Here is a 13,988-nt window from a genome sequence, read left to right as displayed (position 1 = left end):
TTGAGAGAGGTAGTTTGCGGATGTACTACGGAGAAAAATTCAACGCCTGGACCCATTTGGTGGGCGCGATTCTGGCGACGATCGGCGCGGTGTGGATGCTGGTTGTCGCCACGATGACGGGGGACATCTGGAAGATCATCAGCGTCGCGGTCTACGGCGTGGCGCTGGTGTTGTTGTACAGCGCTTCGACGGTCTATCACAGCGTTCGCGGCCGGGCGAAAGTGATCATGCAAAAGGTTGATCACTTTTCGATCTATCTGCTTATCGCCGGCAGCTACACGCCGTTTTGTCTGGTGACGCTGCACGGGGCGTGGGGCTGGACATTGTTCGGCATCGTCTGGGCGCTGGCGATCATCGGCATCCTCCAGGAGATCAAGCCTCGTTCCGAAGCGCGGGTGATGTCCATCGTCATTTACGCGGTCATGGGCTGGATTGTGCTGGTCGCGGTCAAGCCGCTGATCGCCGCGCTGGGGATGGCCGGATTCATCTGGCTGGCGCTGGGTGGCGTGTTTTACACCGTGGGGATCATTTTCTTCGCGTTCGACACCCGCGTCCGACACTTCCACGGCGTCTGGCACCTGTTCGTCATCGCCGGCAGCCTGCTGCACTTTGTCGCGATCACGCGTTATGTGTTGTGAGACTCAAGCGGTAGGCCGCTGAAGGCCCGTTTCCTAGGGATTACACGCCAGCCATTGCATCTGGATTCGACGAAGAACGTGTAGGAGCGCGCTTGCCCGCGAAGGCGGCGGGTCAGCCAACATTGACGGTGCAGACAAATTGCATTCGCGGGCAAGCGCGCTCCTACACTCGGATTGCGCCAGACACAAAATCGGCGCGTACGTAAATCCGGTGCGGTTCGCCAGCAAGCCTGCTCCTACGAATGGGATATGCCGCAGATTATGTATTAGAGCAATCCATGCGCTGCTTCGGTGCATGGCGTCCTTCAAATCACTGATCATTTTCTGTACACCCCACAGCCTTGCGCGCTTTGCTACCTGCACCAATGCGGATAACTTTCGCACCCGATTGAAGCATTTAATTCATTTATTTTATTTGTTGAATTATTTGATTCGTCATCCTAGTCTGATCCTCGAAACGCCCCCACTCGGGTAAGGCGGCCTTCTTGAACTGACTGATCAATCGGGGAGCAAGACATGAATGTGAAAGTACTCTTGAGCATGGCCGTGGCAACCGCCTTTTCCGCCTCCACCTGGGCCGCTGACTGGACCGTCGGCGCCAACGTGGGCAACGTGCCGTGGGAGTTTCAGGACGCCAAAGGCGAAATCGTCGGCTTTGAAGTCGACGTGGTGAAGGAAGTCGCCAAGCGCGCCGGCAAGACCGTGGAATTCGTCAACATCCCCTTCAACGGTCTGTTCAGCGCCGTGCAGTCCAAGCGTGCTGACATCGCCATCTCCTCGATCACCATCACGCCCAAGCGCCTTGAATCGGTCGGATTCGCCCAGCCGTATTACGACAGCGACCAATCCCTCTCCGTGCTCGCCAAATCCGGCATCACTGGCCTGAAAGACATGGACGGCAAGGTGGTCGGCGTCGACACCGGCTCCACCGGCGACATGTGGGTCAATGCCCATCAGGCCGAATACAAATTCAAGGAAGTCTCACGCTACGAAGGGCTGTCGCCTGCGATGCTCGATCTCGCGTCCGGCCGCATGGACGGCTATATCAGCGATATCCCGGCGGTCCTGTACTACATCAAGGACAAGCCGCAATACAAAGTCGTCGCGAAAATTCCTACCGGTGAGAAGTACTCGTTGATGCACGCCAAGGGCTGGGCATCGGCCGGCCAGGTCAACGACATCATCACCACGATGAAGAAAGAAGGCGTGATTGCCGACTTGCACAAGAAGTGGTTCGGTGCCGACGCTGATCCGGAGTCCAGCACCGTCAAAGTGGTCGACGTACTCAAGTAATCCCTGACCGCTCACGCCCGCGCCCGTCGCTGCTCGCCACCAAGGAATCGCAATGGAGTTGTTAGAAACGTTCTTCAACTGGAGCGTGTTCGTCGATGCGCTGCCACTGATGCTCCGCGGCCTGGGCGTGACCGTGATGCTCGGCGTGGTCAGCATCATTCTCGGCCTGGTGGGCGGGCTGGTGCTGGCGATGCTGCGGTTGTACGGTTACGCGCCGGTGCGGTTTCTGGCGCGGGTGTACATCGACGTGCTGCGCTCGATTCCATTGCTGGTGCTATTGGTGCTGATCTATTACGCGCTGCCATTCGTGGGCATTCGCCTGTCGTCGTTCGCGGCGGCGACTGCGGCGCTGTCACTGGTGTCCTGCGCGTATTCGGCGGAGATTTTCCGCTCCGGTATAGAAGCCATCCCGCGCGGACAATTCGAAGCCTCGGCGTCCCAGGGCATGAGCTTTTTCAACACCATGCGCGACATCATCCTGCCCCAGGCCATGCGCATCGTCATGCCGCCGATGACCAGCAACTGCATCAACGTCATGAAAGACACCGCGTTGGCGTCGGTCGTGGCGATGCCTGACCTGCTCAAGCAAGCCACACAGGCCCAGGCGCTGGCGGCTAACCCGACACCGCTGGTGGGCGCGGCGGTCATGTACCTGTTGCTGCTTTTGCCGCTGGTGCAGCTAGTGAGCTGGATCGAGCGGCGTAACGGCGTCCGGAGGAAAAGCACATGAGCGCCGTCATCGAAATGGAAGGCGTGGCCAAATTCTACGGGCCATTCCAGGCGCTGACCGACATCAACCTGACCGTCGATCAAGGCGAAGTGGTGGTCATCCTCGGGCCGTCGGGCTCCGGGAAATCGACACTGATCCGCTGCATCAATCTGCTGGAGGAATATCAGCAGGGCGACATCCGCGTCGGCAGCCAACGCGTTGAAACGGGCCCGAAGCTGGCCGGCATCCGTTGCGAAGTCGGCATGGTCTTCCAGAATTTCAATTTGTACCCGCACCTCACCGTGCTCGCCAACGTTGCGCTGGCGCCGGTCCGGGTGCGAGGCATGTCGCGCCGTGACGCCAATGAGCGCGCGCGCCTGTTGCTTGAAAAAGTCGGCATGGGCGCCCACGCGGCGAAATACCCGAGCCAGTTGTCCGGCGGCCAGCAGCAACGCGTGGCTATCGCCCGAACCATGGCGATGGAGCCACGGGTGATTCTGTTTGACGAGCCCACATCGGCACTCGACCCGGAGATGGTCGGCGAAGTGTTGGACGTCATGCAGAACCTCGCCCGCTCCGGCGTGACCATGGTCGTCGTGACCCACGAAATGGGCTTTGCGCGCAAGGTCGCCGACCGGGTGATCTTCATGGAAAACGGCCGAATCATCGAACAGAACAACCCGCACGATTTCTTCACGGCCCCGCAAGAGCCGAGAACCCGCGCGTTTTTGCAGGCCATCCTGCATCACTGATCAGACTCTGGAGCTCATCCCTTGAATGCCTTGGACATCGCTTACGTACGCAGCCAGTTTCCCGCGCTCAGCAGCGGCTATGCCTACCTGGACAACGCCGGCGGCTCGGCCGTGCTCAAGCCGGTCGCGGAGCGCATCACCGATTACTTGCTCAACAGCGCCGTGCAACTGGGCGCGTCCTACAGCGAGTCGGTGGACGCTGGCGCACGTGTGATGAAGGCGCGGGAATCGGTCGCGCAACTGATCAACGCGCGCTACCCGGAAGAGTGCGTGATGGGCGGCTCGACCACCCATTTGCTGCAAATCCTCTGCCGCGCCATCGCTCCGTCGATCAATCCCGGCGACGAAATCATCGTCACCAACTGCGACCACGAAGCCAACATCGGGCCGTGGGTGCGGCTGTGCGAAGACCGCGGCGCGACGTTGCGCGTCTGGGCGGTCAACGCGCAGAGCATGGATCTGGAACTGGCTGATCTGGATGCGCTGCTCAGCGACAAGACCCGCTACCTGGCCATGACCCATGCGTCGAACATCCTCGGCAGCGTCAACCCGGTCGCCGAAGTCGCGCGCCGGGTGCACGCGGTCGGCGGCAAGGTGTGCGTCGATGCTGTGGCCTACGCGCCCCATCGGCTGGTCGATGTGCAAGCCAGCGGCGCCGATTATTACGTGTTCAGTTTCTACAAGACCTTCGGCCCGCACTTCGCCGTGTTGTGGGGCCAGCGCGAGGCCTTGCTGGAGCTGCCGAGCCTGAACCACTTTTTCATCGGTCAGGAGGTCATTCCCTACAAGCTGCAGCCAGGCAACTTGAACTACGAGCTGTCCTACGGCTGCATCGGCATCAGCGATTACCTGATCGACATCGGCCGACGCCTCGGCGCCAGCGGCAGCGAACGCCAGTTGATGCAGGCTGCGTTCGATGCCTTCGAAGTCCAGGAAGACCTGTTGGCCGAAACACTGCTGGCGTTTCTGCGGGAGACGCCGGGCGTACGAATCATCGGAAAATCCCGTGTGACCGACGGCGATCGCGTGCCGACCATCAGCTTTGTGGTGGAGGGCATTCAGTCAGAAGCCATCGTGCGCCGCGTGGACAATCACCGCATGGGCATCCGCTTTGGTGACTTCTATGCTCGCCGCCTGATCGAACAGTTGGGTCTGACCCCTTACGGCGGCGTGGTCCGTGTGTCGATCGCGCACTACAACAGCGTCGATGAGCTGAATCGTCTGGTTGAGCATCTGGCCCAGGCGATCACAGAACTGCGTCCCTCCTGACTTCTATCGAGCCTTTTTATGCCTGTACCCCAAACCCTGGCCGAGCTGCGTGCAGCCATCGTCGAACATCAGGAACGCCTGACCGCGCGGCAGCGGGACGCCGCGCATTACCTGAACGAGCACCCCCACGACGTGGCGCTGAACACGGTCGCGGCGCTGGCGAAAATCTCCGGCATCCCGTCGTCCGCGTTCATACGGCTGGCACAGGCGTTGGGCTTCGGCGGGTTCAGCGATCTGCAGCGCTTGTTCAAACAACCGTTGCAGCAGGCCGGGCAGGGCAGTTTCAAAGAGCGCATCCGGCACTATCGCGGCGAGCAATTGCTCGATGACCCCACCGACGTCGGCGCCATGCTCTCGGCGTTCAGCCGCGCGAACATCGTGTCGCTCGAGCACCTGGCCGAAGGCGAGCAAGTCGAGGCCATCGAGCGCGCCATCGAGCTGTTGGAACAGGCGCGCACCACCTTCGTGGTCGGCATGCGGCGCTCGTTTCCCATGGCCTCCTACCTGAGTTACGCGCTCAGCCGTGTCGGTCGTCGCGCCGTTCACATCAGCGGTCTGGGCGGCAGCTTGCGGGAGCAGGTCGGCGCACTGCACGGCGATGACGTGCTGGTGGCGGTGAGTTTTCCGCCGTACGCGCAGGAAACCATCGACGCCTGTCAGCAAGCCGTCGCCGCGGGGACACCCATCGTGGCGATCACTGACAGCATTCTCAGCCCCATCGGACAAACCGCGTCGGTGATGATCGAGGTCAACGATGCCGAATTGCTGGGCTTTCGCTCGCTGACCGCCGCGTTCTGTATCGCGCAGACCCTGGCTATGGGTCTGGCCTTTCGCACCGGTCAGAACCTCGATGGGCCCGACCACGATGCACTGAAAACCATCGACTGCTGAGCCCTGGCTTGGCGGTCTGCCGACTGTTCGAACGTTGCAGGAGTAGGCTTTTATGGCATCACCCATTAGAGATCTGGTCGGCTACGGCCGGCAGCGTCCCCAGGGCACCTGGCCTAACGGCGCGCGTCTGGCGGTCAACTTTGTCATCAATTACGAAGAAGGCTCGGAGCGTTCCCTGGCCATGGGCGATCCTGACCAGGAGAGCATGACCGAATGGGGCAGCTATCAGTTTCCCGATGGCGTGCGCAACCTGGCGATGGAATCGATGTACGAATACGGCGCCCGCGTCGGCATCTGGCGGATCCTCGACATCCTGCAACAGGCCAACGTCCCGGCGACGTTTCATGCCTGCGCAGTGGCCTTCGAGCAAAACCCGGATGTCGCCAGAGCGGCGGTCGAGCTGGGTCATGAAATCTGCAGCCACGGTTATCGCTGGGAGGAAGTGTTCCGCCTGACCGAAGCCGAGGAGCGCGAGCACATTCGTCTGGCGATCGAGTCGTTCGAGCGCACGTGTGGCAAGCGTCCGGTGGGCTGGTATTGCCGCTACGGCGCCAGCGTTCATACGCGTCGGCTGGTGGCGGAAGAGGGCGGGTTTCTCTATGACTCGGACGCTTACAACGATGACGTGCCGTATTTCGTCGACGTCGAGGGCAAGCAACACTTGGTGGTGCCGTACACCAGCGACGTCAACGACTTCCGCTACTGGAACTCCCCGGGCTTGTCCCAGGCGTCCGATTTCCTTGAGTACATGAAGGAAAGCTTCGATGTGCTGTACGAAGAGTCCGCCGACGGCTTGCGAATGATGTCCATCGGGCTGCACCCACGGATGGTCGGACGTCCGGGTCGGGTCCGCGCGATCAAGCATTTCATCGAGTACGCCCAGGCCCGCGAAGGCGTCTGGTTCACCACCCGCGAAGAGATCGCCAAGGCCTGGCTGACCCGCGCCTGACGGAGTGAACGACATGCAGGCTTTTGATCTGATCATCCGCAATGCCAACGTGGTGACGGCGGCGGATGGGTTTCTGTGCGACATCGGCGTGCGCGACGGTCGAATCGTCGCGCTCGGCCTTGGCCTGCAAGGTGCCGCAGAGGAAGTCGATGCGCGAGGGCGAACCGTGACGCCCGGCGGGATCGACAGCCACGTGCATCTGGATCAGCCGACCGGCGACGGCTCGGTCATGGCCGACGACTTCGAAAGCGGCACCCGCTCGGCGGCTTGTGGCGGGACTACAACGGTGATTCCCTTTGCCTGCCAGCAGAAGGGACAAAGCCTGCGCGCGGCGGTGGAGGATTACCATCGGCGCGCTGACGGTCGGGCACTGATTGATTACGCGTTTCACCTCATCGTCACCGACCCCACCGAAGACGTGCTGTGCCGCGAGCTGCCCGAGCTGATTGCCGAGGGCTACACCTCGTTCAAGATCTACATGACCTATGACGCCCTAAAGCTCAACGACCGCGAGATTCTGGAAACCCTGTCGGTGGCGCGGGCCGAAGGCGCGATGGTGATGCTCCACGCCGAAAACAGCGACTGCATCGCCTGGCTGACCGAGCGCCTGCTTGCCGCTGGCCTCAGCGCGCCGCGTTATCACGCCACGTCCCGGCCGATGCTGGTCGAGCGCGAAGCCACGCACCGGGCCATTGCGCTGGCCGAGCTGGTCGATGTGCCGATTCTCATCGTGCATGTGTCCGGCCGCGAGGCCATCGAGCAGATCCGCTGGGCGCAGAGCCACGGCTTGAAGGTCTACGGCGAAACCTGCCCGCAGTATCTGTTTCTGACGGCGGATTCGCTGGGCTGCGATGACAGCTTCGAAGGCGCGAAATGCATCTGCAGCCCGCCGCCGAGAGACGCCGGCAATCAGCAAGTGGTCTGGGACGGCCTGCAGAATGGCTCGTTCGAAGTGTTCTCGTCGGATCACGCGCCGTTTCGCTACGGCGGCCCGGACGGCAAACGTGCCCATGGCGAGACGGCGCCGTTTTCCGAAGTGGCCAATGGTATTCCGGGCGTCGAGACGCGCATGGCGCTGCTCTGGTCGGAAGGTGTGCGCAAGGGGCGAATCACGCCGCAGGCATTTGTCGCGCTAACGGCGACTAACGCGGCGCGGCTGTACGGTTTGTATCCGCGCAAGGGCAGCATCGCCATTGGGTCGGATGCGGATCTGGTGATCTGGGATGAAGATCTGGACATCGAGCTAACCAATGAAATGCTGCACCACAACGTCGATTACACCCCGTATGAGGGTATGCGCTTGAGTGCATGGCCGGCGATGACGTTTGCCAGAGGGGAGCAGGTGTGGGACGGCAGTCCGTTGGGTGAACCTGGACGCGGAGAGTTTCTGCCCTGCGCCCGGCCGGAACCTGCGAAAGCACGGCGACGGGCGTCGGAATTACCGGAGTGAGGACAACGCTATCTTTGTGGGAGCTTGCTCGCGAAAAGGTATGTACGCGATCCCTGTAGGACCGGCTTCAGCCGGGAAGGGGCCGGTGTGTGCACCATCAATCTCGCGGCGCGACGCCTGACGCTTTCCCGGCTAAAGCCGGTCCTACAAGTGTCTAGTCGTCAGTGCCGTTTCTAACCTAGAAATCCCCCCACAACTGCTGCGCGATGCTCAGCGCCACCACTGGCGCGGTTTCGGTCCGCAGCACGCGGGGGCCGAGGCGGGCGGCGTGGAAACCGGCGTCCTGCGCCTGAGCGATTTCCGCATCATTCAGCCCGCCTTCCGGGCCGATCAGAAACGCCAGATTGCCGGGCTTCTCATGGCTGGTCAGCGGCGCCGCGACCGGGTGCAGCACCAGCTTCAGGTCTGCTTGCGTCTGCTTGAGCCAGTCGGCCAGGATCACCGGCGCATGAATCACCGGTACCACCGAACGTCCACATTGCTCGCAGGCGCTGATCGCGATCTGCTGCCAGTGCGCCTGACGCTTTTCCGCACGCTCATCTTTCAGACGCACTTCGCAGCGCTCGCTGATGATCGGGGTAATCTGCGTCACACCCAGCTCGGTGGCTTTCTGAATCGCCCAATCCATCCGCTCACCCCGGGAGAGGCCCTGGCCGAGATGGATGTTCAACGGAGACTCCGGCTGACCGGCGAAGCTTTCGGTCACCTGCACCCGCACCTGCTTTTTGCCGACTTCCGCCAGCGTGGCGCGGAACTCATTGCCCGAGCCATCGAACAACTGCACCACGTCGCCTTCGGACATGCGCAGCACGCGGCTGATGTAATGGGCCTGGGCCTCTGGCAGTTCGTGCTCACCGACGCTGAGGGTGGCATCGACGAAAAAGCGGGACAGTCTCATGGTTGTTTCTCTAAATATTGTGTTGATCCGCGCGGTCTCGTGTAGGAGCGCGCTTGCCCGCGATTGCGTTTTGTCAGACAGCATCAGGTTGTCTGACGGTATGCATTCGCGGGCAAGCGCGCTCCTACAATTTACAAAGTCGTCGCTGCTAACCCGGATCACGAAAATCCGGATGGAAGTTCTCTCTCACCGCCACACTCACGCTGCTTCGCGTCGCGATGTCGATCCCTTCGGTCGCCACGTCGGCCAGGAAGTCGATCTGCTCTGGCGTGATCACGTAGGGCGGCAGGAAGTACACCACGCTGCCCAGCGGACGCAGCAGTGCGCCTCGGGTCAGCGCGTGCTCGAACACCTTCAGCCCGCGCCGTTCCTGCCACGGATACGGCGTTTTGCTGGCCTTGTCCTGCACCATCTCGATGGCAATCGCCATCCCGGTCTGCCGCACTTCAGCGACGTTCGGGTGATCGACCAGATGCGCCGTTGCGGTCTTCATGCGCTGGGCCAGCGCCTTGTTGTTTTCGATGACGTTGTCCTGCTCGAAAATATCCAGCGTGGCCAACGCCGCCGCGCACGCCAGGGGGTTGCCGGTGTAACTGTGGGAGTGCAGAAACGCGCGCAGGGTCGGGTAATCATCGTAAAACGCGTCGTACACGTCATCGGTGGTGATGCACGCCGCCAACGGCAGGTAGCCCCCGGTCAGCGCTTTGGACAGGCACAGGAAATCCGGACGGATGCCGGCTTGCTCGCAGGCAAACATGGTCCCGGTGCGGCCGAAGCCCACGGCGATCTCGTCATGGATCAGGTGCACGCCATACCGGTCGCAGGCCTCGCGCAGCAGCTTGAGGTAAATCGGGTCGTACATGCGCATGCCGCCCGCGCCTTGAATCAGCGGCTCGATGATCACCGCCGCGACGCTGTCGTGATGCTCGGCGAGGGTCTGCTCCATCACCGCGAACATCGTGCGGGTGTGCTCTTCCCAGCTCACGCCTTCAGGCCGGTGATAGCAGTCCGGGCTCGGCACCTTGATGGTGTCCATCAGCAGCGCTTTGTAGGTTTCGGTGAACAGCGGCACGTCACCGACCGCCATCGCCGCCATGGTCTCGCCGTGGTAGCTGTTGGTCAGGGTGACGAAGCGTTTCTTGTCCGGCTTGCCGCGATTGAGCCAGTAATGAAAGCTCATCTTCAGCGCGACTTCGATGCAGGACGAACCGTTGTCGGCGTAGAAGCAGCGCGTCAGGCCTTCGGGCGTCATCGCTACCAGACGCTCGGACAGTTCGATGACCGGCTGATGGCTGAAGCCCGCCAGGATCACGTGCTCCAGCTGATCGACCTGATCCTTGATGCGCTGATTGATGCGCGGGTTGGCGTGGCCGAATACGTTGACCCACCACGAGCTGACCGCGTCGAGGTAGCGCTTGCCTTCGAAGTCCTCCAGCCAGACCCCTTCGCCGCGCTTGATCGGAATCAGCGGCAGTTTTTCGTGGTCTTTCATCTGGGTGCAGGGGTGCCAGAGGACCTTCAGGTCGCGCTGCATCCACTGGTCGTTAAGGCCCATTACTCTTCTCCACATAGCGGCTCGCATGACGCGAGGGCAAACAATCGCGCAAGCCTATGCAATGCATGCCAGCGGGACAACCTTTAGCGCGTTCTTTAAATCGCCGCGAGCGTCGTTTTCAAGCCTGACGGACATTGCTGGCGGGCGTTTCGCGGCTCGCGTATCCTTCGCGCTCTTCGAAAAATCGGACAACAAAATCCGACAATTCCCCCCGTTTTTCTCCGGAGTTCGCTGAATGCTTTCTGGTTGGCTGCGCGCCTGTGCGCTGGTGATGGTTGGGCTGGTCAGCGCTTCAGCGCTTGCCGTGGATAAACCGCATACGGTGATCGTTGTCGGCGGTGGTCTGGCGGGACTCACGACGGCTTACGAGCTGCAGAGCAAAGGCTGGCAAGTCACCTTGCTGGAAGCCAAGCCGACCGTCGGCGGCCGCTCCGGTCTGGCCGGCAGCGAGTGGATCGGCAACGCCAAGGCCCAGCCGGTCCTGAACCAATACATCGATCGCTTCAAGATCAAGGCGGTACCCGCGCCGGAATTCGTGCGGACCCCGAGCTACCTGATCGAAGGCGAGTACTTCACCGGCGCCGACCTGGCGACCAAGCAACCGGCAACCGCCGAAGCCATCAAGCGCTACGAAGCAGCGGTGGATGACCTGGCCCGCTCGATCACCGACCCGGACAACCCGGCTGCCAACAGCACGCTGTTTGCGCTGGACCAGATCACCGTGGCCAACTGGCTGGACCGTCTGAGCCTGCCACCGACCGCGCGCCAACTGACCAATCAGCAGATTCGTACGCGTTACGACGAACCTTCGCGTCTGTCGCTGCTGTACCTCGCACAACAAACGCGGGTCAATCGCAACATCGACGACCGCGACCGTCGCGCCGCTCGCTTGCCGGGTGGCAGCGCGGTGTTGGCCGAGGAGTTCGTCAAACAGCTGAAAGTCATCAAGACCAATTCGCCCGTGTCGGCCATCAACCAGGACAAGGACGGCGTGACCGTTAAAGTCGGTTCGGTGGGCTACGAAGCCGAGTACGTGGTGTTGGCAGTGCCGTTGCGCGCGCTGAGCAAGATCCAGATGACCCCGGCGCTGGACGCCCAGCGTGTGGGCGCGATCAAGAGCACCAACTACGGCTGGCATGACCAGATCATGCTCAAGTTCAAGACCCCGGTCTGGGACAGCAAGGCGCGCATGTCCGGCGAGATCTATAGCAATACCGGCCTCGGCATGTTGTGGATCGAGCCTGCGTTGAAGGGCGGCGCCAACGTCGTGATCAACCTGTCCGGCGACAACGCTCGCATCATGCAGGCGTTCGGCGACAAACAGTTGGTGGATCAGGTGCTGATTCGCATGCAGGCGTTCTATCCACAGGCGCGCGGCGCGTTCACCGGTTATGAACTGCGTCGCTCCAGCATCGATCCCTCCACTGGCGGTGCGTACCTGGCGTTCGGCCCGGGCCAGATCAGCAAATACTGGCGCTTGTGGGAACGACCGCTGCAGCGCGTAGCCTTTGCCGGCGAACACACCGACACCTTGTACCCGGGCACCCTGGAAGGCGCATTGCGTTCAGGTCAGCGCGCGGCCATTCAGGTGCAGGGTCTGTCTGAAGGCAAGTCGTACGAACCGGTCAAAGCGCCGCCACCGAAGGCCCCTGAACCGGCCAAAGAAAGCAGCGGCGGCATTGGCGGTTTCTTCTCCAACCTGTTCGGCGGCTCCAAGCCGGAGCCAAAACCGGCCGAGAAAGCGCCAGAGCCGGCTCCTGCCCCCGCGCCAGCCCCTGCGCCAGTGACGCCGCCAGCACCAGTGGTTGAACCGGCCAAGCCTGCGGTCGTGGAACCTGCGAAAAAGGCACCGGCCAAAAAAGATCCGGCGAAGAAGGAGCCTGTCAAAAAAGCCCCGGCCAAACCAGCCGTCACCCACAAAACCCCTGCGAAAACCGACGCTGTGAAAAAAGCGCCGGCCAAGGCCTCGGGTGACAAGGCGGCACCGGCAACTCCGGCCGCCCCGGCAGCGACGCCGGCAGCACCCGCAGCCGACAGCAAAAACTGATCGGTAACGCCTGAAAACAAAGGCGCGGCTTGATACCGCGCCTTTTTTTCGTCTGGACGGTGCATAACGCTGGGTTAATCTCCCTCGGACGAAATATGTCAGGAGATTTCAATCGGATTTCCTGATTCTTCAAAGCAACATTTTGCGCTTTCTTTCGATAGGTAAAGCGCTAGTCTCTCCCTCGGCCCTCACAGGATATTCAGCATGCAGCTACGCAACTCTTCTTCCCGCTATGGCTGGGTCAGCATCGTCTTGCATTGGGGTGTCGCGCTGACGGTGTTTGGCATGTTTGCGCTAGGGTTGTGGATGGTAGGGCTGGGCTATTACGACACGTGGCGCAAGGCTGGCCCGGACCTGCACAAGAGCATCGGCATCACGCTGTTCCTGTTCATGCTGATCCGGGTAATCTGGCGCTTCGTCAGCCCGCCGCCAGCAGCGCCTGCCACACACAGCCGGTTTGTGAAAACGGCTGCGAAACTGGGACATGCGTTTCTGTACCTGGACCTGTTTTTGGTGATGTTCGCCGGTTACCTGATTTCCACCGCAGACGGTGTCGGGATTCCGGTGTTTGGATTGTTCGAAGTGCCTGCATTGATCAGCGGACTGCCCGACCAGGCAGACGTCGCAGGCACCGTGCACTTGTACCTGGCCTGGACCCTGGTGATTTTCGCAGGACTCCACGGGCTGGCCGCTTTGAAGCATCACTTCGTTGATCGTGATGCCACGCTTGTACGTATGCTTGGCCGCAAGGCCTGATACTCAATTCAACTAGAAAGGAAGATGACGTATGTTGAAAAAGACACTTGCTGCACTGGCCCTTGGTACCGCCCTGCTGACTGCCGGTCAGGCAATGGCCGCTGATTACACGATCGACAAGGAAGGCCAGCACGCCTTCATCAACTTCAAGATCAGCCACTTGGGCTACAGCTTCATCTACGGCACGTTCAAGGACTGGACCGGCACGTTCAGCTTCGACGCCGCCAAGCCTGAAGACAGCAAGATCAGCATCGACCTGAAGACCGCCAGCGTCTTCACCAACCACGCTGAACGTGACAAGCACATCAGCAGCAAGGACTTCCTCGACGTCGCGACCTATCCTGACGCCAAGTTCGTGTCCACCAAGGTCACCAACGTCGGCAAGAATGCTGATGGCAAGACCACTGCTGACGTGATCGGCGACCTGACCCTGCACGGCGTGACCAAGCCGGTCACCGTCAAGACTACGTTCCTGGGTGAAGGCAAGGATCCATGGGGCGGCTACCGTGCCGGCTTCGAGGGCACTACCTCGATCAAGCGTTCTGATTTCGGCAAGATGATGGACCTGGGTCCACAGTCCGACACCCTGGACCTGATCATCTCGTTCGAAGGCGTCAAAGCCAAGTAAGACGAGTTGTTGTGGTGATAAAGCGCCGACCTTTGGGTCGGCGTTTTTGTGTCAGTGGGACCGGCTTCAGCCGGGAAGAGGCCGGTGCATGCGCGATCACTTTTACAGTGAGACGATTGACGTCTTCCCGGCTAAAGCCAGTCCTACTGGTGC

The 13,988-nt window shown here is 61.2% G+C and carries 13 protein-coding genes; 11 read left to right on the top strand and 2 right to left on the bottom strand.

Annotation, left to right across the window (positions count from 1 at the left end; translation table 11 throughout):
- Positions 1-20: 20 nt before the first annotated feature.
- The 8 genes from trhA to hydA all read left to right on the top strand — a co-directional run bounded on the left by trhA (position 21) and on the right by hydA (position 7,951).
- Positions 21-638 (top strand): PAQR family membrane homeostasis protein TrhA, encoded by a 618-nt coding sequence (gene trhA / locus L4G42_RS06675; RefSeq protein ID WP_237251757.1) that lies wholly within the window; start codon positions 21-23, stop codon positions 636-638.
- 516 nt (positions 639-1,154) lie between these two features.
- Entirely contained in the window at positions 1,155-1,931 is a 777-nt protein-coding gene (locus tag L4G42_RS06670) for a transporter substrate-binding domain-containing protein (protein WP_237251748.1), read from the top strand.
- Positions 1,932-1,983: 52 nt separating this feature from the next.
- Complete coding sequence (locus L4G42_RS06665; RefSeq protein WP_237251746.1) at positions 1,984-2,661, top strand: amino acid ABC transporter permease; 678 nt, start codon at positions 1,984-1,986, stop codon at positions 2,659-2,661.
- Positions 2,658-3,392, top strand: coding sequence for an amino acid ABC transporter ATP-binding protein (locus L4G42_RS06660; protein ID WP_237251744.1), 735 nt, complete (start codon positions 2,658-2,660; stop codon positions 3,390-3,392). Before L4G42_RS06665 ends, L4G42_RS06660 begins: the two co-directional genes overlap by 4 nt.
- Positions 3,393-3,413: 21 nt before the next feature.
- On the top strand, positions 3,414-4,661 hold the full coding sequence (locus L4G42_RS06655; protein ID WP_237251742.1) for a cysteine desulfurase-like protein: 1,248 nt from the start codon (positions 3,414-3,416) through the stop codon (positions 4,659-4,661).
- Positions 4,662-4,679: 18 nt separating this feature from the next.
- Entirely contained in the window at positions 4,680-5,552 is an 873-nt protein-coding gene (locus tag L4G42_RS06650; RefSeq protein ID WP_065991210.1) for a MurR/RpiR family transcriptional regulator, read from the top strand.
- Between the two features lie 52 nt (positions 5,553-5,604).
- A complete protein-coding gene (locus L4G42_RS06645; RefSeq protein ID WP_237251740.1) occupies positions 5,605-6,501 on the top strand; it encodes an allantoinase PuuE in 897 nt (298 codons plus the stop codon).
- A 13-nt stretch (positions 6,502-6,514) separates the two neighbouring features.
- Positions 6,515-7,951 (top strand): dihydropyrimidinase, encoded by a 1,437-nt coding sequence (hydA, locus tag L4G42_RS06640; protein WP_237259631.1) that lies wholly within the window; start codon positions 6,515-6,517, stop codon positions 7,949-7,951.
- 178 nt (positions 7,952-8,129) lie between these two features.
- On the opposite strand, the gene L4G42_RS06635 is transcribed toward hydA, so the two are convergent.
- Positions 8,130-8,849, bottom strand: a complete 720-nt coding sequence (locus L4G42_RS06635) for a 16S rRNA (uracil(1498)-N(3))-methyltransferase (protein ID WP_237251716.1) — start codon at positions 8,847-8,849, stop codon at positions 8,130-8,132.
- 148 nt (positions 8,850-8,997) lie between these two features.
- A complete protein-coding gene (locus L4G42_RS06630) occupies positions 8,998-10,404 on the bottom strand; it encodes an adenosylmethionine--8-amino-7-oxononanoate transaminase (RefSeq protein ID WP_074893502.1) in 1,407 nt (468 codons plus the stop codon).
- A gap of 235 nt (positions 10,405-10,639) precedes the next feature.
- On the opposite strand from L4G42_RS06630, the gene L4G42_RS06625 reads away from it, so the two are divergent.
- The 3 genes from L4G42_RS06625 to L4G42_RS06615 all read left to right on the top strand — a co-directional run bounded on the left by L4G42_RS06625 (position 10,640) and on the right by L4G42_RS06615 (position 13,835).
- The gene (locus L4G42_RS06625; RefSeq protein ID WP_237260674.1) at positions 10,640-12,451 is read left to right on the top strand and encodes a flavin monoamine oxidase family protein; all 1,812 of its coding nucleotides are present in this window, start codon (positions 10,640-10,642) and stop codon (positions 12,449-12,451) included.
- Between the two features lie 204 nt (positions 12,452-12,655).
- Positions 12,656-13,207, top strand: a complete 552-nt coding sequence (locus tag L4G42_RS06620; RefSeq protein WP_065991217.1) for a cytochrome b — start codon at positions 12,656-12,658, stop codon at positions 13,205-13,207.
- Positions 13,208-13,238: 31 nt separating this feature from the next.
- Positions 13,239-13,835 carry a YceI family protein gene (locus tag L4G42_RS06615; RefSeq protein ID WP_192173215.1) on the top strand — a complete coding sequence of 199 codons (597 nt, stop codon included), beginning with the start codon at positions 13,239-13,241 and terminating at the stop codon, positions 13,833-13,835.
- Positions 13,836-13,988: the final 153 nt, after the last annotated feature.

The organism is Pseudomonas petrae (assembly GCF_021728295.1).
Classification (GTDB): Bacteria; Pseudomonadota; Gammaproteobacteria; order Pseudomonadales; family Pseudomonadaceae; genus Aquipseudomonas; species Aquipseudomonas petrae.
This window is presented reverse-complemented; position numbering and strand designations above follow the sequence as displayed.

Excerpts from the sequence above, each read along its gene's own strand:
- trhA (WP_237251757.1), top strand. The coding sequence starts at position 21 with ATGTACTACGGAGAAAAATTCAACGCCTGGACCCATTTGGTGGGCGCG.
- L4G42_RS06670 (WP_237251748.1), top strand. The coding sequence starts at position 1,155 with ATGAATGTGAAAGTACTCTTGAGCATGGCCGTGGCAACCGCCTTTTCC.
- L4G42_RS06665 (WP_237251746.1), top strand. The coding sequence starts at position 1,984 with ATGGAGTTGTTAGAAACGTTCTTCAACTGGAGCGTGTTCGTCGATGCG.
- L4G42_RS06660 (WP_237251744.1), top strand. The coding sequence starts at position 2,658 with ATGAGCGCCGTCATCGAAATGGAAGGCGTGGCCAAATTCTACGGGCCA.
- L4G42_RS06650 (WP_065991210.1), top strand. The coding sequence starts at position 4,680 with ATGCCTGTACCCCAAACCCTGGCCGAGCTGCGTGCAGCCATCGTCGAA.
- L4G42_RS06645 (WP_237251740.1), top strand. The coding sequence starts at position 5,605 with ATGGCATCACCCATTAGAGATCTGGTCGGCTACGGCCGGCAGCGTCCC.
- hydA (WP_237259631.1), top strand. The coding sequence starts at position 6,515 with ATGCAGGCTTTTGATCTGATCATCCGCAATGCCAACGTGGTGACGGCG.
- L4G42_RS06635 (WP_237251716.1), bottom strand. The coding sequence starts at position 8,849 with ATGAGACTGTCCCGCTTTTTCGTCGATGCCACCCTCAGCGTCGGTGAG.
- L4G42_RS06630 (WP_074893502.1), bottom strand. The coding sequence starts at position 10,404 with ATGGGCCTTAACGACCAGTGGATGCAGCGCGACCTGAAGGTCCTCTGG.
- L4G42_RS06625 (WP_237260674.1), top strand. The coding sequence starts at position 10,640 with ATGCTTTCTGGTTGGCTGCGCGCCTGTGCGCTGGTGATGGTTGGGCTG.
- L4G42_RS06620 (WP_065991217.1), top strand. The coding sequence starts at position 12,656 with ATGCAGCTACGCAACTCTTCTTCCCGCTATGGCTGGGTCAGCATCGTC.
- L4G42_RS06615 (WP_192173215.1), top strand. The coding sequence starts at position 13,239 with ATGTTGAAAAAGACACTTGCTGCACTGGCCCTTGGTACCGCCCTGCTG.